This window comes from Corallococcus exiguus, from assembly GCF_009909105.1.
In the GTDB taxonomy this organism is placed as follows: Bacteria; Myxococcota; Myxococcia; order Myxococcales; family Myxococcaceae; genus Corallococcus; species Corallococcus exiguus.
This window is the reverse complement of record NZ_JAAAPK010000004.1, coordinates 584794-605937: the sequence shown is the minus strand read 5'-3', so window position 1 is coordinate 605937 and position 21144 is coordinate 584794. Positions and strand designations below refer to the sequence as shown.

21 protein-coding genes are annotated in these 21144 nt (G+C 69.7%); 9 read left to right on the top strand and 12 right to left on the bottom strand.

What is annotated here, in order from left to right; all coding sequences use genetic code 11:
* Positions 1 to 26: 26 nt before the first annotated feature.
* Positions 27 to 2087: an ArnT family glycosyltransferase gene (locus tag GTZ93_RS18600; protein WP_139918984.1), complete on the bottom strand. Its 2061-nt coding sequence runs from the start codon at positions 2085 to 2087 to the stop codon at positions 27 to 29.
* Positions 2088 to 2263: 176 nt separating this feature from the next.
* On the opposite strand from GTZ93_RS18600, the gene GTZ93_RS18595 reads away from it, so the two are divergent.
* The gene (locus tag GTZ93_RS18595) at positions 2264 to 2929 is read left to right on the top strand and encodes a hydrolase (RefSeq protein WP_139920147.1); all 666 of its coding nucleotides are present in this window, start codon (positions 2264 to 2266) and stop codon (positions 2927 to 2929) included.
* Positions 2930 to 3032: 103 nt separating this feature from the next.
* Positions 3033 to 3914: a helix-turn-helix domain-containing protein gene (locus GTZ93_RS18590; RefSeq protein WP_139920145.1), complete on the top strand. Its 882-nt coding sequence runs from the start codon at positions 3033 to 3035 to the stop codon at positions 3912 to 3914.
* Here GTZ93_RS18590 and cml read toward each other — a convergent pair.
* The 4 genes from cml to GTZ93_RS18570 form a co-directional block, all read right to left on the bottom strand.
* Positions 3911 to 5098 (bottom strand): CmlA/FloR family chloramphenicol efflux MFS transporter, encoded by a 1188-nt coding sequence (gene cml, locus GTZ93_RS18585; RefSeq protein ID WP_180946114.1) that lies wholly within the window; start codon positions 5096 to 5098, stop codon positions 3911 to 3913. The two genes, GTZ93_RS18590 and cml, sit on opposite strands and share 4 nt — an antisense overlap.
* 231 nt (positions 5099 to 5329) lie before the next feature.
* The gene (locus GTZ93_RS18580; RefSeq protein ID WP_139920141.1) at positions 5330 to 6316 is read right to left on the bottom strand and encodes a GNAT family N-acetyltransferase; all 987 of its coding nucleotides are present in this window, start codon (positions 6314 to 6316) and stop codon (positions 5330 to 5332) included.
* A 71-nt stretch (positions 6317 to 6387) separates the two neighbouring features.
* Positions 6388 to 7434 (bottom strand): acyltransferase family protein, encoded by a 1047-nt coding sequence (locus GTZ93_RS18575; RefSeq protein ID WP_120578911.1) that lies wholly within the window; start codon positions 7432 to 7434, stop codon positions 6388 to 6390.
* Between the two features lie 161 nt (positions 7435 to 7595).
* Positions 7596 to 8546: a GNAT family N-acetyltransferase gene (locus GTZ93_RS18570; protein ID WP_139920139.1), complete on the bottom strand. Its 951-nt coding sequence runs from the start codon at positions 8544 to 8546 to the stop codon at positions 7596 to 7598.
* A gap of 245 nt (positions 8547 to 8791) precedes the next feature.
* Here GTZ93_RS18570 and GTZ93_RS18565 point away from each other — a divergent pair, with 245 nt between their 5' ends.
* Positions 8792 to 10240 carry a M20 family peptidase gene (locus GTZ93_RS18565; RefSeq protein ID WP_139920137.1) on the top strand — a complete coding sequence of 483 codons (1449 nt, stop codon included), beginning with the start codon at positions 8792 to 8794 and terminating at the stop codon, positions 10238 to 10240.
* A 10-nt stretch (positions 10241 to 10250) separates the two neighbouring features.
* Here GTZ93_RS18565 and GTZ93_RS18560 read toward each other — a convergent pair whose 3' ends face one another.
* The 4 genes from GTZ93_RS18560 to GTZ93_RS18545 form a co-directional block, all read right to left on the bottom strand.
* On the bottom strand, positions 10251 to 10880 hold the full coding sequence (locus tag GTZ93_RS18560; protein WP_139920135.1) for an HAD hydrolase-like protein: 630 nt from the start codon (positions 10878 to 10880) through the stop codon (positions 10251 to 10253).
* Positions 10881 to 10885: 5 nt separating this feature from the next.
* A complete protein-coding gene (locus GTZ93_RS18555) occupies positions 10886 to 11458 on the bottom strand; it encodes a tRNA-uridine aminocarboxypropyltransferase (protein WP_120578915.1) in 573 nt (190 codons plus the stop codon).
* A gap of 56 nt (positions 11459 to 11514) precedes the next feature.
* Positions 11515 to 14322 carry a glycoside hydrolase family 38 N-terminal domain-containing protein gene (locus tag GTZ93_RS18550; protein ID WP_139920132.1) on the bottom strand — a complete coding sequence of 936 codons (2808 nt, stop codon included), beginning with the start codon at positions 14320 to 14322 and terminating at the stop codon, positions 11515 to 11517.
* A gap of 144 nt (positions 14323 to 14466) precedes the next feature.
* A complete protein-coding gene (locus GTZ93_RS18545) occupies positions 14467 to 14832 on the bottom strand; it encodes a winged helix-turn-helix transcriptional regulator (RefSeq protein ID WP_233597224.1) in 366 nt (121 codons plus the stop codon).
* A 171-nt stretch (positions 14833 to 15003) separates the two neighbouring features.
* Here GTZ93_RS18545 and GTZ93_RS18540 point away from each other — a divergent pair, with 171 nt between their 5' ends.
* Positions 15004 to 15384 carry a DoxX family protein gene (locus GTZ93_RS18540; RefSeq protein ID WP_257979333.1) on the top strand — a complete coding sequence of 127 codons (381 nt, stop codon included), beginning with the start codon at positions 15004 to 15006 and terminating at the stop codon, positions 15382 to 15384.
* Here the strand turns inward: GTZ93_RS18540 and GTZ93_RS18535 are convergent.
* Entirely contained in the window at positions 15365 to 16180 is an 816-nt protein-coding gene (locus GTZ93_RS18535) for a metallophosphoesterase family protein (protein ID WP_257979332.1), read from the bottom strand. The genes GTZ93_RS18540 and GTZ93_RS18535 overlap by 20 nt on opposite strands.
* Positions 16181 to 16245: 65 nt before the next feature.
* Here GTZ93_RS18535 and GTZ93_RS18530 point away from each other — a divergent pair, with 65 nt between their 5' ends.
* Positions 16246 to 17013 carry a hypothetical protein gene (locus tag GTZ93_RS18530; protein ID WP_139920128.1) on the top strand — a complete coding sequence of 256 codons (768 nt, stop codon included), beginning with the start codon at positions 16246 to 16248 and terminating at the stop codon, positions 17011 to 17013.
* Positions 17014 to 17026: 13 nt separating this feature from the next.
* Here GTZ93_RS18530 and GTZ93_RS18525 read toward each other — a convergent pair whose 3' ends face one another.
* Together GTZ93_RS18525 and GTZ93_RS18520 are read right to left on the bottom strand one after the other, a co-directional pair.
* Positions 17027 to 17392 (bottom strand): cupin domain-containing protein, encoded by a 366-nt coding sequence (locus tag GTZ93_RS18525; protein ID WP_120578920.1) that lies wholly within the window; start codon positions 17390 to 17392, stop codon positions 17027 to 17029.
* Positions 17393 to 17588: 196 nt separating this feature from the next.
* A complete protein-coding gene (locus tag GTZ93_RS18520; protein ID WP_120563874.1) occupies positions 17589 to 17789 on the bottom strand; it encodes a cold-shock protein in 201 nt (66 codons plus the stop codon).
* 357 nt (positions 17790 to 18146) lie between these two features.
* Between GTZ93_RS18520 and GTZ93_RS18515 the strand changes: the two genes are divergently transcribed.
* From GTZ93_RS18515 to GTZ93_RS18500, 4 genes are read left to right on the top strand one after another with little or no spacing between them, the layout of a single operon-like run.
* The gene (locus tag GTZ93_RS18515; protein ID WP_120578921.1) at positions 18147 to 18680 is read left to right on the top strand and encodes a periplasmic heavy metal sensor; all 534 of its coding nucleotides are present in this window, start codon (positions 18147 to 18149) and stop codon (positions 18678 to 18680) included.
* Positions 18681 to 18716: 36 nt separating this feature from the next.
* Positions 18717 to 18932, top strand: coding sequence for a hypothetical protein (locus GTZ93_RS18510; RefSeq protein WP_139920127.1), 216 nt, complete (start codon positions 18717 to 18719; stop codon positions 18930 to 18932).
* Between the two features lie 15 nt (positions 18933 to 18947).
* A complete protein-coding gene (locus tag GTZ93_RS18505; RefSeq protein ID WP_120578923.1) occupies positions 18948 to 19628 on the top strand; it encodes a response regulator transcription factor in 681 nt (226 codons plus the stop codon).
* A complete protein-coding gene (locus GTZ93_RS18500; RefSeq protein ID WP_139923930.1) occupies positions 19628 to 21037 on the top strand; it encodes a HAMP domain-containing sensor histidine kinase in 1410 nt (469 codons plus the stop codon). Before GTZ93_RS18505 ends, GTZ93_RS18500 begins: the two co-directional genes overlap by 1 nt.
* The last annotated feature ends 107 nt before the right edge of the window (positions 21038 to 21144 follow it).

The window sequence follows — 21144 nt, the reverse complement described above, 5'->3', positions numbered from 1 at the left end:
GCATGCACCCGGAATGTCTTTGCGGCTCAGGGAGGAGACACGGCCACGCGCTGCCCCACGGCGCCAAACTCCAGGTGTGTCACCTTCGCGCGGGGCGGCCCCAATGCGGGCAGGATGAACCACGCCGCGCCCACCAGGGCCTGGGGCCTGCGCAGCGTCACCCCTGGCTCCAACACCCGCTCCACGATGCCGTCGGGGCCGTGGAAGGTGACCCGCAGCGTCTGTGGCACACCGAGCGCCCGGACATAGAAGGCGTAGCGCTCGATGCCGTGGCCCAGGCTCCGGGACGCGAATCCGAGCACCTCCAGGTTCCCCTGCCGCACGGACAGGGGCGTGATGCCGTCAGGCAGGGGCGCGGGCTGGGGCAGCGGCGCGTCCAGGTCATAGGCCCGCAGCGCGGCCTGGGGCGGCACACCGGGCACGGGCGCGTAGGGCTCCGCGAGCGGCGAGACGAGATACGGGTGATACCCGCGCTCGTGCGCGAGGGCCACGTCCGGAGCCCTCCGGTACGTCATGCGCCCGCTCCAGAACATGAGGTTCAGGTTCTCGAAGTTGAGCGGCGGATCCGAGTCCAGCGCGGCGAAGACGACGCTGCGCTTCGGCGTGTTCCGGGACAGCGCCAGGCCCACCTCGCGCGAATAGCTGACGTACAGCTCTTCGAGGTGCGCGTCCTCGTAGCGCGCCTTCTCCACCGGCAGCGTGATGGCCAGGTGCCATGCGAGCACGCCTGACGCCGCGAGCCCCAGCACCCCGGTCATCCATTCGGGCCGGCGCGCCAGCCGCCACACCACGGCGGTCATCGCCCCCGCGAAGAAGACCATCACCAGCCCTTCGGCGAGCCCCGGAAGCGTCCGCGTCTGGTCCCAGGACGCGGGGAGCGATTCGCGCATGCGGGTCAGCGCGGGCAGGTGCTCCATGGCCAGCGGCGTGCCTAGCGCCGCCAGCAACAGCGCCGCGAGCGTCGGATGGCGCCACGCGTCCGAGCCCGCGATGGCCAGCGCGGCGAGGACCGCGGGCACGGCGCCCCAGGCAATGGCCGGGACCTTCACCGTGCCCAGCGACAGGACGAGCCACGTCGCCCCCACCCACAGCGCGAGCCCCACTGTCTCCAGGTCCCGCTTGCGCACGGCGCGCACCAGCAGCCAGCAGAACGCGACCAGGGGCAGCACGTTCGGGAGCGGCTGGAAGCTCGTGCGGTTGACCTCGTTGAGGACGGCGTCCAGCGGGCGGCGCCAGGGCCCCACGTCCACGGTCGGATCAGGGAAGAGGTGCGCTCGTGTGACGCGCGACTCCAGGTCATGCAGCTCCGGCCAGCGCCACCCGGAGTAGAGGCTCCAAGGCGCCGCCACCACTCCGGCCGCGGCCACCATGGCCAGCACCGTGGCGAGCCTCGGGCCCGGACAGAAGCGCAGCCGGCTCAAGGCCCACAGCGTCGCGGCCACGCCCAGCGGCGTCAACGCGAGCCCCGTCTTGCAGAGGAAGCCCAGCCCCACCACCGCTCCCGCCGCGAGCCCCCACCGCCAGGAGTTCTCCCGGGTGGCGTGGAAGAGCAGCGCCACCGCCACGGCGTTGCACCCCGCCAGCGTGCAGTCCGTCACGTCCCCGAAGAAGCGCCCCTGCACCAGCTGCCAACCGAAGGGCAGTGCCAGGAACCCCACCGCCGCCAGCGTGGCCCACAGCCGCCCCGCGGGCCGTCTGGCGATGAGGTAGATGGCGGCCCCCGCGGCCAGGTGGCCCAGGAGCGAGGCCAGCCGCAGCGCGAGCGGCGTCACACCCACGACGTGCATCATCAGCGCCCCGAACCAGAAGGGGCCCGTGGGCTTGTGCATCCAGACGTTCGCGGCCCACCAGTGCCGGATGTCGCTCGGATAGAGCGGGTCCTTGTAGATGTGCGGCGTGAAGAAGGTGTCGTGCGTGCCGCGCGCGGCGGCCTGATGCATCGCCTCGTCCCAGTTGTAGATGGCGGGATGGGCCAGATGCGGCGCCAGCTGCGCGAGCCCCCACACCACGAGCGCCACGACAATCAGGCCGTCGAGCTTCGTCCGGTACGGGTCAGGGGCGCGGTAGGTCTGGAGGGGGGCGTTCATCGGAAGGGGGCAATTCACCACCCACGCCCTGGGACCGCAAGCCGCGCAGGAGCGGCCGCCCGAGCCGATTCCGGAGCAGGAACGGACCAGACGCCGCAGGTCCGGACCGTGTGTCCGCCCCCGGTTTCGGGCCCAATCCCCTCCCCCTCTGTCCCCCACCCAGGAGTCTCCAGACCATGAGCACGACCCAGGCGCCCTCCCACCGCGGGCTCGAAGCCCTGCTGACGCCCCAGAACTCCGTGCTGGTGCTGATCGACCATCAGCCCTACCAGTTCGCCAACCTGCACAGCCATGAGCCGACGATGGTGGTCAACAACGTCGTCGGTCTGGCGAAGGCGGCGCGGGTCTACAAGGTGCCCACCATCCTCACCACCGTCATCGAGGAGCGCGGCGGATACCTGATCAAGGGCCTGCAGGACGTGTTCCCCGAGCAGAAGCCCATCGACCGGACCTTCATCAACACCTGGGAGGACCGCCGCGTGGTGGACGCGGTGAAGAAGACGGACCGCAAGAAGCTGATCATCGCCGCGCTGTGGACGGAAATCTGCCTGGCCATGCCCGCCATCCAGGCCGCGGGCGAGGGCTATGACGTCTACGCCGTCACGGACGCCTCCGGTGGCGTCAGCCGCGAAGCGCATGACATGGCGGTGCGCCGCATGCAGATGGCGGGCGTGACGCCCATCACCTGGATGGCGGTGGCCGCCGAATGGCAGCGCGACTGGGCCCGCGAGGACAGCGCCACCGAGCTCGCCGGCGTGTTGTCCGAGCACGGCGGCGGCAGCGCCGTGGCCTTCGCCTGGGAGCTGCAACTGCTGGCGGGCCGGCCCGGCCGGGGCGTCTGAAGGCACGGCGGGCCCGGTCCAGGGGGTGACTCACCTCCGGACTGCTGACATCGTCCTCCCGGGAAGTGGCTCCCCGCCGCCTGGGGAATGGGAGGACGATGTCGTGGAGACGCGCGCTGAACGGCTGAGCCCGCTGCCGGAGAACGTGGTGGATATCTCCGTCAGCCGGCGAAAATGGAATCGCATCTGCGTGGATGTGAATGCCACCCGCTGTTCGGGGCCGGCCGAGCATCCCCTGTGCCTGGAAAGCCATACACGCCTGAGCGCGTTGCTGGAGGAGGTTGGGGTGCCCTGCGAGCCGCGCCTGCGCGAAGGCCGGCCCTGCGCCATCGGTTACGTCCCCCGGCAGCTGAACCTCATCCCCGCCGGCATGCCACTGTGGGGCTACAGCGCCAATTCGCGCCTGGTGCGCGACGCCGTGCTCACGTTCGACATGAAGGACCTGGGCGAGCGCCTGGGCCAACCGCTGAGCCCCACCGAGTTGGGTGCGCCGAGGCTGCGCTTCGTGGATGACCGGCTCTGGACGCTGATGCGGCTGCTGGCCGACGTGGTGGATGACGACGACCCCGCCACCCAGCTCTACGGCGATGGATTGACCGCCGCCCTCTTCGCCAGGCTGGGGTCGCGTCGTGGAGAACGTCCTTCAACGCGCAAGGGCCTGGCACCGTGGCAGCTCCGGCGGGTGCTCGACTTCATGGAGTCGCGCCTGCCTGGACGGGTCGAGCTGTCGGAGCTGGCGGCGCTGGTGGACCTGTCCCAGGCGCACTTCAGCCGCGCCTTCAAGGCCTCCACGGGCGTGGCGCCCTATCAATGGCAACTGCGCGCCCGCCTCGAGCGCGCACAGGCGATGATGCTGAGCACGCCCGCGTCGCTGGAGCAGGTCGCGGAAGCGACCGGCTTCGCCGACGCGGTGCACTTCGGCAAGGCCTTCCGGCGGGCCCATGGCACCACCCCCGCGAGGTGGCGCCGGGACCGGAAGGGCTAGGCGCGCCTGAAGGATGCCAGGCAGCCCAACGTCACCCCCGCCATGAGCGAGGCGTAACCCACCAGCGGCCAGGCGGTGTCGCCGTCGAGCAGGACGACCATCAGGGTCCCCACGACGCCGACGACGAGGCTCTGGATGCAGAAGTAGAGCGCGACCGCCGTTCCTGCCACTGCGCCAAAGGCCTGGAGCGCGCCATTGGCGGTGACGGACGCGGCGAACACGATGCCCGCGGCGATGACCCACATGGGCGCGACGAACGTCCAGAAGGACGGCGCCATGAGGAGCTGCCCGGCGGTGAGCAACGCCGCGCCCAGCAGCAACAGGAGCATGCCGCGCGCAAGGCTTCCCGCCAGCCCCCAGCGGGCCACACCGTGCTTCGCGAAGCGCGTCGTCACCATCATGGCGAGCGCGGCGGTGGCGAAGGCCAGGCTGAAGCCCAGCTCCGAGAAGCCCGCCCGTCCCATGAGCACCCGGGGCGCCGTGGAGAAGAACACGAAGAAGGAGCCCATCGCCGCGCTGAAGCCCAGCGTGTACGTCCAGAACGCGGCGCTGCGCAGGATGCGCGGGACGGACACCTTCTGAATAGCCACGCCGGAGGGACGTGTTTCAGGCCAGCGAGGCAGGGCCTGGAGCAACGCCGCCGTCGCCAGGACTCCGAGCGTGACGAAGAGGGACCGCCATCCGAAGCGCCTTGAGAGCAGGGCCCCGGCGATGGGGCCCAATGCCGGAACGAAGGCCAGCATGGAGCTGAACAGGCTGTAGATGACCGCGCCTTCGGGCCGCTCCGCATAGACGTCCCGGACGGTGGCGAACGTCGCGACGAGCGCGGCGGAGGCCCCCATGGCTTGCAGGAGCCGGAACCCGACGAACATCGCGGCATCGGTGGTGCTCGCGAGCAGGAAGGAGGAGAGCGCGAAGACCCACGCGCCCCCCAGCAACACCCGGCGCCGTCCGATGCGGTCCGAGAGCGGGCCGAACACCAGCTGCCCGGCCCCGAGCATGGCCATGTAGAGGCTCAGCGTGAGTTGGATGATGGAGGGAGTGGTGCCGAGGACTCCGGTCATGGCCGGAACCACGGGGAGGTAGATGTCCATGGCCAGCGAGGCCAGGAGGTCGAAGGGGGCCATCAGCAACAGCGCTGCTGGCACGGAGAGATTCCACGACAGGGCTTTGGGGTCAGACATGAAGGCATCCGCGCAAATGAGGAACATCTGGCGGCGATCTGCCTCTCCACGGGGACCGGGATGAGCTGTGGCAGAGGGCCGCGGCAACGGTGAACGTGTCGCCGCGGCTCACTCATCTGCGGAACTGGCGTCCGACATCCGGCGGGCTCCTGGGTGTATCGGGTCCGGGCGGGACGAAAACACCCGGCCCGTCCTGACAGGGGGCGCGAAGACAGGAGAGCCCTCCCCTGTTCAGCCCCGCTGCGCGCGATACGCCGGGAAGAAGCCCGTTTCGCCGCGACCCTCCGAAAGGCGCGCGTACACCGAGGGCTCGCAGATGATCTCGTGGGTGTGGAGGCGGGAGCTTGCGTTCGCGAAGCTCCGCTTGAACTGCTCGAGGCCGTCCCCCGGCCGCACGCCACCGCCCAGGTGCAATGGCAGTCCCATGCGGACACTGAGCGCCACCATGGCCTCGAAGACGGTGTTCTTGGTCGGAGAGCGCGACAGGTGCGCATCCGCCGTCCCGCCCAGGTAGTAGTGCAGCACGCCGTCGCTGGCGACCACCACCCCGGAGGAGGCGATGCCGCCGTCCGGCGCACGCGTCGTCAGGAGCCAGGCCACCGGCGAGGAGAACAGGTCCTCGAAGTACGCGTCGGAGAAGAAGTACCGGGCGTGCGCTTCGTCGCGGACCATGGTCTGCCGGTAGACCTCCTTGAAGCCCTCGCGCTCCTCGTGCGAGGCCTCGCGCGCCGGACCGCAGGTGCTCACGTAGCCCAGCCGCGTGTTGCGCCGCATCTGCCGGCGGGCCTCCGCCTGGAACTCGAGCGGGCGCCGGGAGTCGATGAAGAACACCTCGTTGCGCTCCGTCCCGCCCGCGAAGCAGCGGGGCCCCGAGACGCGGTCGCGCACGAAGAGGCTCACGAGCCCGATGCCGGTCCAATCCACGGCGTCCTTCGAAACCTCGCTCAATCCATCCATCCGCCCGCCGGGAAAGCCATACGGGGAGATAGCGTCCTGGTAGGGCGTCCCCTCGATGGGCCGCACGAGGAGTGGCACCCGCAGCGCACGCCCGTCGCCGTCCTCGATGAGCAGTGTATGTGTCGCGCCCTCCGCCCGCAGGTGGTGCGCGGAGCGGAAGTAGTCCTCCGACAGGGTGGACATTCCCGCGTCAGGAATCAGGACCGCGCGGCAGGACTTCAGGCTCGGAGACGGCAGTCGCAAGGCTTCGGTGTGATTCATTCGAGCGTATCCTTTCCATGAGCGATGCAGGGCCCGCCGACCCCCTGCTCCAGCGCGGGGCGCGGAGGCCCTCAGGCGAGGCGTGGCGGAACCGCCGCCCGGACTCCTGCCTTCCGCCGCCACTGCCGGAAGGCACGCAACGCGGGCTGTTCGACTCCGTAGGTGATGACGATGGCCAGCACGAACCCGGCCACCAGCGCGACCGCGATGGCTGCCTCCGGGCGCCAGGCCGATGCCTCGAGCCGCCGGATGATGACGTAACCGATGTTCTGGTGGACCAGGTAGAACGGGTAGGAGATGAACCCCATGAAGAGCAGCGGGCGCCAGGTGAGCCAGCGCAGCCAGCCCTTGGACAACGCGTAGGCGAGGCCCAGCACCACCGGGAACACGAGGGCTGGAGCCTCACTCCCCACGAGCACCTCGTGAGCGAAGCTGACGGCGACCAGCACGAGCGCGGACGGACGGGAGACCTCGCCGCGGCTCTGCTTGAAGGCCAGCACGCCCAGCGCGAAGTACTGCAGGTGCGGCCGGCTCGCGAGTCGCGCCAGGAAGGTCACGCCCAGGGACTGGGCCGCCAGCTCCGCCAGGGTCTGCAACACGACGAGCACGATGAAGATGGGGATGATCCTGGGCAGCGTCCGCGTGTACGCGAGCACGAACATCAGCAGGTAGAACGACAACTCGATGGTCAGCGTCCAATACACGGTGTCGACGTGCGGGACGCGGAGGAACTCGTGAAACATGGTCAGGTTGACCAGGGCCGTCTGGAGGCTGAATTCACGCTCCGGCAGCCCGAACAGCGTCACCCCCGTGAAGGTGAGCGCGACGGCCGTCCAATAGGACGGGTAGAGCCGGGCCGCGCGGCTCCACACGAAGTCCCGGGCCCGTTCCACGCGCTCCAGCGACATCAGGATGACGAAGCCGCTGATGGCGAAGAAGAGCTGGACGCCATACTTCCCGAAGCGCATCTCCCAGAGGGGAACCGTGTGTCCGTAGAGGTCGCTGTATTCCGCCGTGAAGTGATACAGCGCGACCGCCAGCGCCGCGAAACCCCGGAGCGCGTCCAGCTCCATCAGACGCGGTGGGTTCGTCTCCGGAGCGGCAGGAATGCGTGTCATCCGGGTTCACCCTTCCTGGGACTCTCCGGCCAGCCTTCGGAGCAGGTCCAACGGTAGGTGTCTCACGGTATTCTCACCATGCGCCCTTGGGTCGCGGACATGTGTCACGTCTTCCGCAGGCGCCTGCCCTCGTGTCAGAGGGCAGGGATGCGACCTGTCACTCAATTCCGGGGCGCGCGATACGCAGGGAAGAAGCCCGTGTCGTCACGGCCTTCCGACAGGCGGGCATACACCGCCGGGTCGCAGATCAACTCATGGGTGTGGAGGCGTGAGCTCGCGTTGGACAGGCTCCGTTTGAATTGCTCGAGGCTGTCCCCCGGCTGGACGCCTCCGCCCAGATGGAGCGTCACGCCGAGTTGCGAGCAGAGTTCCACCAGCGTTCCAAAGACATTCTTCGCCGGCGAGCGCGACAGGTGCGCATCCGCGGTTCCGCCCAGGTAGTAGTGCAGCATGCCGTCGCTGCTGACACACAGCGCGGCGGAGGCCACGCCCCCCTCCGGTGCATGCGTCGTCACCAGCCAGGCCCACGGCGACGAGAACAGCTGCTCGAAATAGGCGTCGGAGAAGAAGTACCGGGGGTTCGCGCCTTCGCGAACCATGGTCTGCCGGTAGGCCAACTGGAATCCCTCCCGGTCCTTGCGCGACGCCTCGCGCGCCTCACTCGCGGTGCTCACGAAGCCCAGCCGGAGGTTGCGCCGGATGTGCCGGTAATGCATCTCCCGGAACGCCACCGGCAGGCGCGGGTCGATGAAGAACACCTCGTTGCGCTCCGTCCCGCCCGCGAAGCACCGGGGCCCCGAGACGCGGTCGCGTACGAAGATGCTGACGAGCTCCGTCCCCGTCCAATCCACCGCATCCTTCGACACCTCCCGGAGCCCGGCCAGCGCGCCGCCGGGAAAGCCATACGGGGAGATGGCATCGCGGTAGGGCGTCCCCTCGATGGGCCGCACGATGAGCGGCACCCGCTGCGCGTTCCCCCTGCCGTCCTCGAGGACCAGCGTATGCGTCACCTGTTCGGCTCGCAGATGGTGCGCGGAACGGAAGTAGTCCTCCGACACCGCCAACGCCCCCTGATCAGGGACGAGCACGGCCCTCATTCGCATCATCCGCATGGCTGTGCCCCCCGCCTCCTGTGTCACCACGACTGTATTTCGATTTGTTACTGGCTTTCGCGTTGCAGGCTAGCCTTCCAGCCCCTGCGCTGGAGCCGCCCGCCGGGGGCCCCCCGATGTTGGAATCCGGCCGGAGAGGCCCCAGGGCCTCGCCCTGGGGTCGCGGTGTCCGGCTTCGCCGCCGGGAGTGATGCGCCGCGCCTGCTGCTAGGCTCGGTGGCGACCTCTCCGGGAACTCCCAACCGATGAAGCGCGTCCTCCTCGTCCTGCTGGTCCTCGTCCTGCTTCTCGGGGGCGTCCTCGTCGTCCGCACGCTGCGCTTCGGTTCACGGCAGGTGACCGCCGAGCCCGCCGAGCCCTTCACGGTGGATGCCGCCGCGGCAGCGAGCCGCCTCGCGGAGGCACTGCGCCACCGCACCATCGCCTCCTCCGACGGAATGAGGGCGGAGGACGCCGCCTTCCAGGCGCTGCATGACGGGTTCGTGGCGCGGTTTCCCCGCATGCACGCGGAGCTCGCGCATGAGGCCGTGGGCGCGCATGCGCACCTCTACACCTGGAAGGGTTCGGAGCCCGGCCTTCAGCCCGTGCTGCTGATGGGCCACCTGGACGTGGTGCCCGCGGAGGCGGAGGCCACCTGGAGCCACCCGCCCTTCGATGGCGTCGTGGCGGATGGCTACGTGTACGGGCGCGGGACGCTGGACGACAAGGGCAGCGTGCTGGCCATCCTGGAAGCCGTGGAGGGCCTGCTCGCCGAGGGCTACCGCCCCCGCCGCACGGTGATGCTCGCGTTCGGCGCGGACGAGGAGGTGGGCGGGCATGACGGTGCCGCTCGCGTGGCCGCGCTGCTGCGCGAGCGGGGCGTGCGCCTGGAGTCGGTGCTGGACGAGGGTGGCCCCATTGGCGCGGGGCTCGTGCCCGGCGTGGCCGCGCCGGTGGCGCTGGTGGGCGTGGCGGAGAAGGGCTCGGCGCGCGTGGAGCTGGTGGTGCGGAGCGCGGGCGGACACGCGTCCATGCCGCCCCCGCAGACCGCCGCGAACACCCTGGCCCGGGCGCTCGTGCGGCTGGAGGAGAACCCGTTCAAGCCCGAGCTGCGCGGCGGGACACGGGCGCTCTTCGAGTACGTGGGGCCGGAGATGAACTTCGGCATGCGCCTGCTCTTCGCCAACACCTGGCTCTTCTCGCCCGTCATCGAGCGGCAGATGTCCGCGGCGCCCTCCACGAACGCCAGCATCCGCACCACCTTCGCGGCCACCATGCTCGAAGGCAGCCCCAAGCCCAACGTGCTGCCCTCACAGGCGAGAGCGGTGCTCAACGTCCGCCTGCTGCCGGGCGACAGCCTGGAGGACGTGCGCACCCACGTGCGCAAGGTGGTGGATGACGAGCGGGTGGAGCTGACCGCCGAGGGCGACGAGGCCTCGCCGGTGTCACGCATGGACACGGAGGGCTGGGGGCAACTGCAGCGCAGCATCCGGCAGGTGTTCCCGGACGTGCTGGTGGCGCCCTTCCTCACCGTGGCGGCCACGGACGCGCGCTACTTCCATCCCCTGAGCGACAGCGTGTATCGCTTCGTGCCGGTACGGATGAACCGTGAGGACCTCACCCGGATGCACGGCCGCGACGAACGGCTCTCCGTGGAGGAGCACGCCGCCGCCATCCGGTTCTATGCGCAGTATCTGCGCAACAGCACGCGCTGACAGGGCACGCCTACACCGCGACGAATGGCAGCAGTTCGTCGAGGCGGGTGAAGACGACGGTGGGCGCGCGTGAGCGCAGCAGCGCCTCCGTCGCGTAGCCCCACGTCACCGCGGCGGTGGCGATGCCCTCGGCCGCGGCGGCCTCGATGTCGCGCACCTCGTCGCCCACGGAGAGGGCCTCGCCGGGACGCACGCCCGCGGCCTTCAGCACCTTCCGGAACTTCGTCCGCTTGCCGAAGAGGCCCGCGCCGCAGGCGTAGTAACGGATGCGCGCGGACGCCACCGGCCCCAGCACGCGCCGCACGTTCTCCTCCGCGTTGGAGCTCACCACGGCCAGGGTGATGCCCCGTGCCTCCAGTTTCTCCAGCATCGCCTCCACGCCCGGGAAGGTCGGGATGCGGTGCGCGTCACGCGCGACCAGCTTGCGCACGTGGGCGGCGATGAAGGGCATCTTCCACATGGGCACGCCGAGCTGCGCGATGATGGCCCGGGTGTCCTGCCCGCGCAGCGCCTCCAGCTCCTCCTCGCTGACGGTGCGGAAGCCATAGCGCCGTGCCACGTCGTTGAAGATGCCGCGCAGCCAATCCGCGCTGTCCGCGAGCGTCCCGTCGAAGTCGAAGATGATCAGCCGGTATCCCATGGGACTCAGTTCAGGGTCCCACAGTCGGCGATGCGCTGCACCCGGAGCGCTGCCAGCCTCACCAACGGCGCCGCCACCTCGGGTCCTTCCAGCAAGGCCACCGCGCGGGCCACGGCGTCCAGGGTGGACATCCCCGCGGGGTGCGAGGGTTCGCGAAGCCGGAGCAGGCCGGGCTCCGGAGGAGGCAGCACCAGCCGGGGCAGTGCCCGCAGTTCGGGGAGCCGCTGGGTCATCCTCCGCGCCTGCGACCAGTTCGCGTCCAGCACCACCACCTGCCTGGGAGGAGGCGCGTCCGGCGGCGCGGTGGGGCCGTCTGGGAAGAGCAGCCAGGTCCCCGGCTCGGAGAGCACCTCGATGTCGAGGGTCCCCGCCATCGAGCCGTGGATGAGCAGCTTCGCGTTCGCGAGGGCGAGCGCGGCCACGCCCCCGGTGTTGCTCCGCTTCGACACCTCCATCACGTGCTGGAGGAAGACGAAGCGGGTCCGGGTCTCCACCTGCGGAACCTCCGTGCACAGGCACAGGTGTTTCGCCAGGTTGCAACGCGAACAGCGAGGTGGACGGGCAGCACGGGGAGGCATCCTCCCGTCATCCTGTGCCCGTCCCCTCGGGAAGAGAAGCACTCGTTGAGAGCGCTTCATCCCCCCTGCGTGCGGCACCACGCGATCCGCGTCGCGGCCAGCGCACGGGGTGAGTCCACCGTCACGGTGTCCGTCCCCGAGGGCACGGCCGCCAGCTCCGTCAGCGGCGCTTCGAGCGCGGTGACCGCCTGGGTCTCGGCGCTGCCTGCCGTCGCCAGGAAGGGGAGCCGCACCGTGAGCTGGGTCGCATGGCTGCCCCGCTTCTCGGTGCGCACCACCAGGCTGCTCGGAATCGCACCGCTCGTCGTGCCACAGCTGGGGTAGCCCCCCGCCGCTCCCGGCGCCTGAACCCGCGCCACGCGAATCATCACGTCCTCAGACTCCACCGGCGTCCCGGCGTTCGTCGCCGTCACCTGTCCCAGCGAGCCTGTCTCCGCCAGCGCGCCCCCCTGCCCTTCCTGTCCGCCGGAGATGAAGCGGGCCTCCAGCGGGGTGGTGACCGACAGGGCGTCCTTCAGGGGCGTGCCGAGCCGGGGCGTGCCATTGACATACAGCGGGGGCGCCACGACGTACTCCTGCTCATGCCAGCCGAAGTCGCTGCCAGACGCGCCCCGGCCGCCCGCGGGGGTGTTGCGGAGCACGACGCCGAGCAGGACGCCCTCGTCGTCCAGCGTCCAGGCCGGGATGCCCTGATGGTAGATGCCTCCCACCGGCTGGCTGCCCTGCTGGATGCAGGGAATCACGTAGTCATGGGTGGCGACGAAGGTCGGACCGGGCCAGTTGGGCACGGGCAGGACGTCCTGCTGGTAGTGCGGCGTGCCGTAGCTGAGCGTCGTGGGCGCCGTCCCGCTCGGGTCCACCATGGGGAACGCCACCGCGACCGACATGCCAGAAGGCGAGGAACCCGTGAGCTTCATCCGGAGGAAGCGCTCGCCCACCACCAGCGAGTACTCCAGCGTGAACCAGTGGCCGCTGTTCTGCTCCGTCACCTCCGCCTGCAAGCGATAACGGTACGGTCCCTGCTCCAGCCACCGCGCGTCTCCTCCCACGAACTTCGCGGACCAGTCCCTGCTGAACTTTCCATAGGCAGGCGGATTGGTGGAGGCATAAGGCTCATTGCCAAACTGATAGATGTTGCCGGAGTCGTTGTAGAACCGCAGATGATTGCCCACGTGTTTGGAGGCGAAGAGGCTGCGAGTCCCGCCGTCCACTCCATACGAGAACTGGCTGATGCCCCACCCGTGCTCCTTGGAGAGGGTCACGCTGATCAAGTCGTTCTCGAGGGTCGCCGTGCCGCTCACGGACGGCTGCGCAATCACAATGGGCCCCGGCGGGGACAGGGTGGAGAGGTAGACCGTCTCGTATCCCGCGCTGGGGGGCGCCGCCATGAAGAGGAGGTTCCCATTCGCGGCCCGCTGGATGGGCAGCAACCCGTCACGGGTCCGCACGCTCTTCACGGCGTGGAAGCGGAGGTCCGCCGGTGGAGGGGTCAGCTCCGCCAGCAGCCCGTGGACCCGCTCGAACCCGAGCGTGTTGCACACGACGACAGGGAGTTCCTGGGACTGAAGCTTCGCGGAGATGCCCTGCGCGAGCAGCTCCATCCCCTGGTCCAGGGCGGCCCTCGCCACCGAGACGCCCTGCCGGCTCAGCGGCAACTGCTCGCCGTAATACACGTTGTCCGGAGACGTGCCCGTCACGAAGTCGTGATGGGAGCTGGGGGCCAGGACCTCCCAGCCATTCCAGACGGTGGAGTCGAACGCGTCCAGCGAAGAGGTGGCGTAGCTGCTGCTGGTGCGAAGCAGCGCGCTGATGACCTCCGCGGACATCAGCGCGCGCACCGCCGCGTACTGGTTCCGCTTCAGCGCGGGGCGGCTGGCGAAGTAACCCGTCCAGTAGTTCTGCGCGTTGAGCGGTGCGTTCACGGGGAGCGAGGCGCCGCTTTGCAGGACGGCGTCCATGTATGTCTTGAACGTCCCCGTGGTTCCCTTGACTCCGTTGCTGTTGCCGTAGGTGCTGTTGTAGCCGTGGGTCACGTTCAACCAGCTCAACACCTCGCCTGACGGGGAGGTGACGGAGGGCGTGGCGAAGTCGATGCCCACGGGAATGAAGCGGAGGCCGCCGGGCCACCCCGAGGAGTACTGGTTGACGAACTGGTTCACCGTCTGGGCATTGCTGGAGATGTCGTCCGCGTCCAGGTAGCCCACGGTGCCGTAGGTGTTGGGCATGAAGAGCGTGGTGATGCGGGAGCCGTCCCCCGCCTGCCAATGGAAGACCAGGCCGTGGGTGTTCAACTGCGACGCGATGGAGGGACCCACGGGGTCGATGGGCGCGGCCCCCGGCGACCCCTGGGGCGAGCCGGGGACGCGGGAGAGCCCGGCCGTGGTGAGGCCCATGGCGTTCAGCACCACCGGCAGCTGGGGGTCATGCCCGAAGTCATCCGGGAGCCACGCCGAGTCGTACAGGTTGGCCTCGAGCCCGGCCTGCTTCGCCCAGGTGCGTCCCACCAGGTAGTTGCGGATGAAGAGTTCGCCCGCGCAGACGAGGTTGTCCGGCGACGTGATGCCACCGCCCATCAGGCAGAAGTCGTCACCCGCCGCCGCGAAGGCCGTGATGCCTGCCGGGTTGTCCCGCGCATAGCGTTGCAGGAAGCCCACCTCCGTCACGGAGAAGGTGAAGCCGATCCGCCGGGAGAAGAGCGACACCGCGGCGTTGAAGATGTTCTGGACCGTGTCGCGTCCGGAGCTGGAGCCCGTCGCCTGGCTGTTGGAGGCGTAGTACTGGTCGAACGTGTAGACCCAATCCCAGTCAATGTGCGTCGTCGGGCAGATGAGGATGCCCTGGGTGAAAGGCGTCTTGGAGGTCATGAGCGCTTTTCCGATGCGAGGGGGAACGCCCAGCCCCTACGCAATTCGGATGCCACGCTGCGCTCGCCCCTGGAGGGCCGGGGGCCAGCCCTGGCGCCGCGTCACCTCGGCAAGCGGCTGCGTCAGCACGGAACGCGACACCGCTCATTTCGCCCTGGCGGTGCGTGCGAAGGCCTCTCGGGAGCGTTCAATCTCCGGCCGGTGTCGCTGCGCCCACATCGCGAGCACGGACACCGGTTCGAGCAGCGTGCGCCCCAGCTTCGTGAGCGCGTAGTCCACGCTCGGCGGCGTCGTCGGGTGCACGGTGCGCGTCAGCAGTCCGTCCCGCTCCAGGTTGCGCAGCGTGAGGGTCAGCATGCGCTGGGAGATGCCCTCGATGGCGCGCTTGAGCTCGCTGAAGCGCACGGGGCCTTCGCCCAGGTTGACGATGACCATCACGCTCCACTTGTCCCCGACGAGGCTGAGGATTTCGCGCGTCGCGACGCAGTCGTCGTCATAGCGCCCGGTCATCTTTCCGTACCCTGGTGACTTCAATGTGCCTCCTTGTCCGGCCTGTGCACGGTATGCCAGAGAGACGTGGTCATCATCCGTAACCAGGCACATGGAAGTAACCCCGGAGCCACGATGGATACGCTCTCCCCTCCCGTTGGCGTTTCAGCGAAGCCGTCCAAAGCCCTTCACATGGGCCTGTGGGTCGTCCAGGCGCTGCTGGGCATCACCTTCGTCGGCTCGGGCCTCTGGAAGGCGCTCACGCCCCTGCCGGAGCTCGCCGCGATGATTCCGTGGGCAGGCCAGGTGTCGCCTGCGTTCCTGTACTTCATCGTCGCGGTCGACCTGGCGGGCGGGCTGGGCGTCGTGCTGCCCTCGCTCACGCGGGTGAAACCGGGCCTGACGGTCCTCGCGGCCCTGGGCTGCATGCTGCTCCAGGTCAGCGCCATCGTCTTCCACTTCTCTCGCGGCGAGGCGGCGAACACGCCCTTCAACTTCTTCCTGGTCGCGCTGTCGCTCTTCGTCTTCTGGGGGCGCAGGACGCGCGCTCCCATCAAGCCCCGGCACGCCTGAGAATCACCGCGCGCGCATCCACGTTGAGGACCTGGGTCCCGCTCGCGAGCGTGACGAGCGGCACGTCCCAATGACAGTGGCCGCAGATGACGAGGAGCCTGCTCCAGGGCTCCACCGCCTCCCGGATGATGGCGTTGCCTCGCAGCCCTGTTCCCGGGGCGTCCGGGCCCTCGTGGAGGACGAGCACCTGCGGCTCCTGGAGCAGCACCTCTTCAATCCGTTCCAGTTGGGCGGATTGCTCGCGCCGGTTGAGCTTGTCCGGGCGACCGATGATGTAGCTCACCCCGCCCACCGAAAGTCCGTCCTGCGCGACGACTTCGCCATCCAGCAGCTTCTGCCTGGGTTGGCGGAAGAAGCGCTCGCGCTCCCCGGTACCGCCGAACGTGTCGTGATTTCCCGCCACGCCAACGACCCAACGGAAGTACCTGGCGAAGGCAGTCCAGACGCTCCGCACGTCGCCGGATGCGCCCCGTTCGTCCGCGGTGTCGTTGGAGAAGAGGTCTCCCGCCAGGATGATGCCGGTGCGGTTCGCGGGAGGGAGGTTGCCCGCCTTGCACATTATCGCCAGTTCGTCGGCCACGACCTCGCCCAGGAGCGCCGCCGCCCCGCCCTTCACGGCATGCGGCGCCATCCCCTGGAGGTCCGAGAGCGCGATGACCGCGTCCAGGTCCGCAGGAAGGGCGTCCACCTGTCCGCACAGCAAGGGGAGTCGTTCCGCACGGGTGCCCCCGCGCGGCGACGCGTTCAGGTACCACCACTCATGAAGGGGCTTCTCTTCGACGGACAGGATTCTCATGCGCCCCCCGGACGGAACCTGCCCGTGGGGCTGACAATGCCGGGAGGACGCGAGAGCATTCTGGGATGACCTCACGGTTTTCCCTCGCGGTCGCCCTCGTGCTGGGTGCGGCCGGATGCGCTGGCGTCCAGCAGGCACCTTCCGCTGCTCCTGTCGGCACCGTCCGCTTCACCACGCAGGCGCACTTCAATGATTGCGACATCGTGGCGACCGCGCGCCCCCTGGCGGACGCCCAGTCCGTGGATTGCGGCGAAGCCCGAAGCTACGAGGACCGGCTGAAAATGCGCGCCTGCGTCGAGGCAGCGGACGCGGCTGGCAAGCCCTTCATCGCCATCTTCCACCTGCCAGGCATCGACTCCGCCATTTCCCAGGCCCTGCTCCGCTCCGCGAACGGAGAGCACCTTCAGCTCTGGTACGACAGCGACCCGAGCGGAGGCAACGGCCGCTTCCAGTCACGCGTCCATCGAAGGGGCTGCGAGCGCTTCGTACCGGATCCGGACAGTGAGGCGGACTTGCGCTGCGAGTCGCAAACCGTTGGAGCCACCGTGTGCCTTGGCACGGAGTACGCCCTGGGGGCCCTTCAGTCCGCCGCAGGCCTGCTGTGCATGCCTGACGAGACGTACGCCCCAGGCGTCTTCGACTGCGGCTCAGGCGAGGACGCCCGCTCCCCGGTGCTCCCTGGCTACAAGCCAGTCCCCGCGGGAACCTTGCTTGTGTGCAAGGCGAATTCTCCCCAGGCCTTTACCTGCTCCTCCACCTCGGAGATGGACGATGCAGTGGGCGTCCTCACTGAACGGGAACCGCCCCCGGTGGCACCGAAGGGCGGTCCCTGAGCTCAACGGTTCGTCACGCCTTGGCGCCCTTCGGGGCCTCGTGCTCGTCGCGGCCGTGGACGGAGGAGACGGGGCTCGTGGCTTCCACGGCGGAGAAGGTCTCCAGGACCTTGTAGGTGTGGCTGGCCCCGCGCGGCACGAGCCAGGAGTCGCCGGGGTTCAGCAGGATGACCTGCCCCTCCAGGTGCAGCTCCGCGCGGCCCTTGAGCACGAAGCCCACGGTCTCGTAGTCGCGCGTGCTGGCGGGCTTGGCCTCGGCGGGCGGCTCGTCCTCCCACAGCCGCATGGCCACACGGACGCCGGATGCGAGGTACTTCTGGCCCATCTCCCCCTTGGGGGAATGGCGGCTTTCGACCTTCTTCACGCTGGTGTCGCCCATGTTCGCCTCTCCTTGGGGGGCGGCGTCCGGCGCCGCGCTCCTCCTGGGAGAAGGTAGGGAAGACCCCGGACCGTGGCGGGCCGCGTCGCGGTGGTCGCCCGCCTGCCCTGCGTCCGGAAAGACGAAAGCCCAGCCTCCTCGGGGAGACTGGGCTTCGAGGACTCACCTCAAGGGGTGAGTCGACGGTTCAGCTCGCTTACCCGGCGCGAACGTTCTGCGCCTGCAGGCCCTTGGGGCCCTTGGTGACTTCGAACTCCACCTTCTGACCCTCGGCCAGGGTGCGGAAGCCGTCCATGTTGATCGCAGTGTGGTGGCAGAAAACGTCTTCGCCATTGTCCTGCGCGATGAAACCAAAGCCCTTCGCGTCGTTGAACCACTTCACGGTACCAGAAGCCATTGTGAGTCTCTTCTCTTTCTCTGCTCTGAACAGGTGGGAGGCTCGCGCCTTCCACCGGTGCCGGAACGAACACCGCCCCGGCACGCCGGGTACTCTACCCACTTCCGGCGCGAACACCACTCCTGAGAGTGGAATCCTGCCGGCAGTCGTCCTGCATCCGACACAGCGGCTGCAGTCGAGGCCCGGCTTTGGAACATCCCATGCCCCACCGGGCATTCCGGACACCCCTCCGAAAGCCCTTCACACTTCTTCACCGCCGCCGGGCGTGGGCTTCACACCCGCCCTCTACCTTGAGCTCCGTCAGAAACGACACGGGCCCGCCGATTCGGCGCTCGCCTGCTTCCTGGAGCCAAGACCATGTTCGGATTCATCTTCGGTACCGCCTGCCTCGCCGGCCTCTTCGCCACCCTGCGCCGGGGGCGCTACGGACACCACCACCACGGCCGCGGAGGCCGGTTTGGCATGCGCCCCCGGCTGCGCTGGCTCTTCGAGCGGCTGGAGACGTCCCCCGGCCAGGAGAAGGTCATCGTGAAGGCCGTGGAGAACGTGCGCGAGGCCTTCGCCAAGGTGAAGGACCAGTGGGGCCCCAGCCGCACGTCGCTCGCGGGCTCGCTGCGAGGGGAGCACTTCGACGGCGCCATGCTGCGCGAGCTGTTCACCCGCCACGACGTGGCGCTGGAGACGCTGCGCAACGCCGTGCAGGACGCCCTGTCCCAGGTGCACGAGGCGCTGGAGCCCAACCAGCGCCGCGAGCTCGCGGACATCATCGAGCACGGCTGGGGCTACGGATGGCGCGGCGAGGGCCGGGGCTGGCACGGGCGGCGCTGCGGCGGGTACGGCCGGTGGGGTGGCCGCCCCCACAACGATGACGGCCCCGCGTCCTTCGTCTGAAACCACCCTTCCCTGTCCCCTTCCTGGAGATTGCCCATGCGCCACCGTCTGCTCGTCGTCCTCCTCGCCGCGGGTGCCATCGGAGGCTATGCCTCCGGCTTCGCGAGCATTGCCCGCCACCACCGCGCCGCCTGCCATCGGGGTGACTGGGGTGGCCCCAGCTACCGGAACGGGATGCCGCCCTACTGGGACTGGCATGCCCCCAGGCCCCAGGGCTCACCGGGCCCCGCCGACGCACCGGGAGCGCGTTAGGATTCGCCCCCGCCCATGCCCACCCGCGTCCTGCTCATCGATGACGACACCCGGATGTTCGAGTTGCTCGCGGAGTACCTCGGGCAGAACGGCATCACCGTCAGCCACGCGCCCGACGGTGGCCGCGGGCTGGCGGCGCTGGAGGCCAACGCCTACGACGCCGTGCTCCTGGACGTGATGATGCCGGGCATGGACGGCCTGGAGGTGTGCAAGCGCATCCGGGCCAAGAGCCGCATCCCGGTGCTGATGCTCACCGCCAAGGGCGACGAGACGGACCGCGTGGTGGGCCTGGAGCTGGGCGCGGACGACTACCTGCCCAAGCCCTTCGGACCGCGCGAGCTGCTCGCCCGCCTGCGCGCGGTGCTGCGGCGGGCGCAGCCGGCGGCGGTGGCGGACCGGCTCGAGTCGAGCGGGGTCTCCATCGACGTGTCCGGGCGCGAGGTGAAGGTGGAGGGGCGCGCGGTGGAGCTGACGGGCCTGGAGTTCGACCTGCTGCTCGCGCTGGTGCGCAGGGCGGGCCGGGTGATTCCCCGCGACGCGCTGCTGGGTGAGGCGGGCCGCAGCGACACGGTGGTGAGCGAGCGCACGGTGGACGTGCACATCTCCCACCTGCGCCAGAAGCTGGGGGACGTGGGCACGCGCCTCATCAAGACGGTGCGCGGCGTGGGCTACGTGTTCGCCAAGGAGGGCGCCTGATGGGCTGGGGCCATCACCACTGGCCTCCCAAGCGGGAGGACTGCGGGCCGGAGCTGCACCGGAGGTTCGGCCGCCACGCCCAGGCCCATGCCCGCCGCCGGCGCATGTTCCACCTGGGCCGGCTGGGCTCCTACGTCCAGGCGCGGCTGCGGCGGCGGCTGTTCGTCATGTTCGGGCTCACCATCCTGGTGACGGTGCTCGTGGTGTCGTGGGTGATGAACCTGACGGGCGGCAACAGCTGGCGACAGGAGACGGACCGCATCCGCGCGTTCGTGGGTCACCAGTTCGCGGAGGTGTGGGACGCGCCCGCCGAGCGCGACGCCTTGATGCGGAGCATCTCCGACGACCTGGACGTGGACGTCGTGCTGACGGACCTGTCCGGCGCGGTGGTGGCAAGGGGCGGCTCACCGTGCTCGAAGCCGGACGCGACCCTCCCGGTGATGCGGCAGGACACGCAGCTGGGGTCGTTGCAGGCCTGCTACCTGCAGGCCCGCTCGCGGGGCCCCTGGCGCGCCGTGCTGCCGCTGGGCATCGCGGTGCTGGTGCTGTGGACGGCGGCGGGCGGCATTTCGTTCCGGCTGGCGCGGCCGGTGGACACGCTGGTGAAGGCCACGCAGGAGCTGGGCGAGGGCCGCCTGGGCGCTCGGGCGAGCCTGGACCGCCACACCACCGGCGAGTTCGCGGTGCTCGCCGAGTCCTTCAACGACATGGCGGCGCGCATCGAGAAGCAGATGGCGGACCAACGCGAGCTGCTGGCGGCGGTGTCGCACGAGCTGCGTACGCCGCTGGCGCGGCTGCGCGTGCTGACGGAGCTGCTGCGCGACGGCGGCGGCAACCCGCGCACGTTGGACCAGGTGGACCGCGAGGTCGTGGAGCTGGATGCGCTGGTGGGCGAGCTGCTCGCCAGCTCCCGCCTGGACTTCGGACAGCTCACGCCCAAGGCGCTGGAGGCGGGCGTGCTCGCTGCGCAGGCGCTGGAGCGCGTGGGGCTGTCCGCGACGCTGCTCCAGCCAGAGACGGACGACGTGGCGCTGATGGCGGACGCAACGCTGCTGGGCCGGGCGCTGGTGAACCTGCTCGAAAACGCGCGCAAGCACGGCGTGGGCGTGGAGGCGCTGCGCATCCAGGAGCACGGGAAGGAGCACCTCGCCTTCAGCGTGGAGGACCGGGGCCCGGGCCTCCTGCCCGGCGAGGAGAAGCGCATCTTCCAGCCGTTCTACCGGAAGGACCGGGGCGGCGAGGCGCGCGAGGCCGGCTCACTGGGGCTGGGGCTCGCGCTGGTGCAGCGCATCGCCAAGGCCCACGGCGGTGAGACCTTCGCGGAGAACCGGCCCGCCGGCGGCGCGCGCGTGGGCTTCACGGTGCGCAAGGCCGGGCCGCCGGGACCGGTGTCGAGCACGCTGGGCTAGCAGCGGCGAAACGCGCGCGTTCCGCGTGCCCCATGCAAGGCGGGGGCACGGGAGGCTCCGTCGCGAAGCCCTCCGCCGGGTCCAGGGACCGCGCGAAGGCGCCGTCC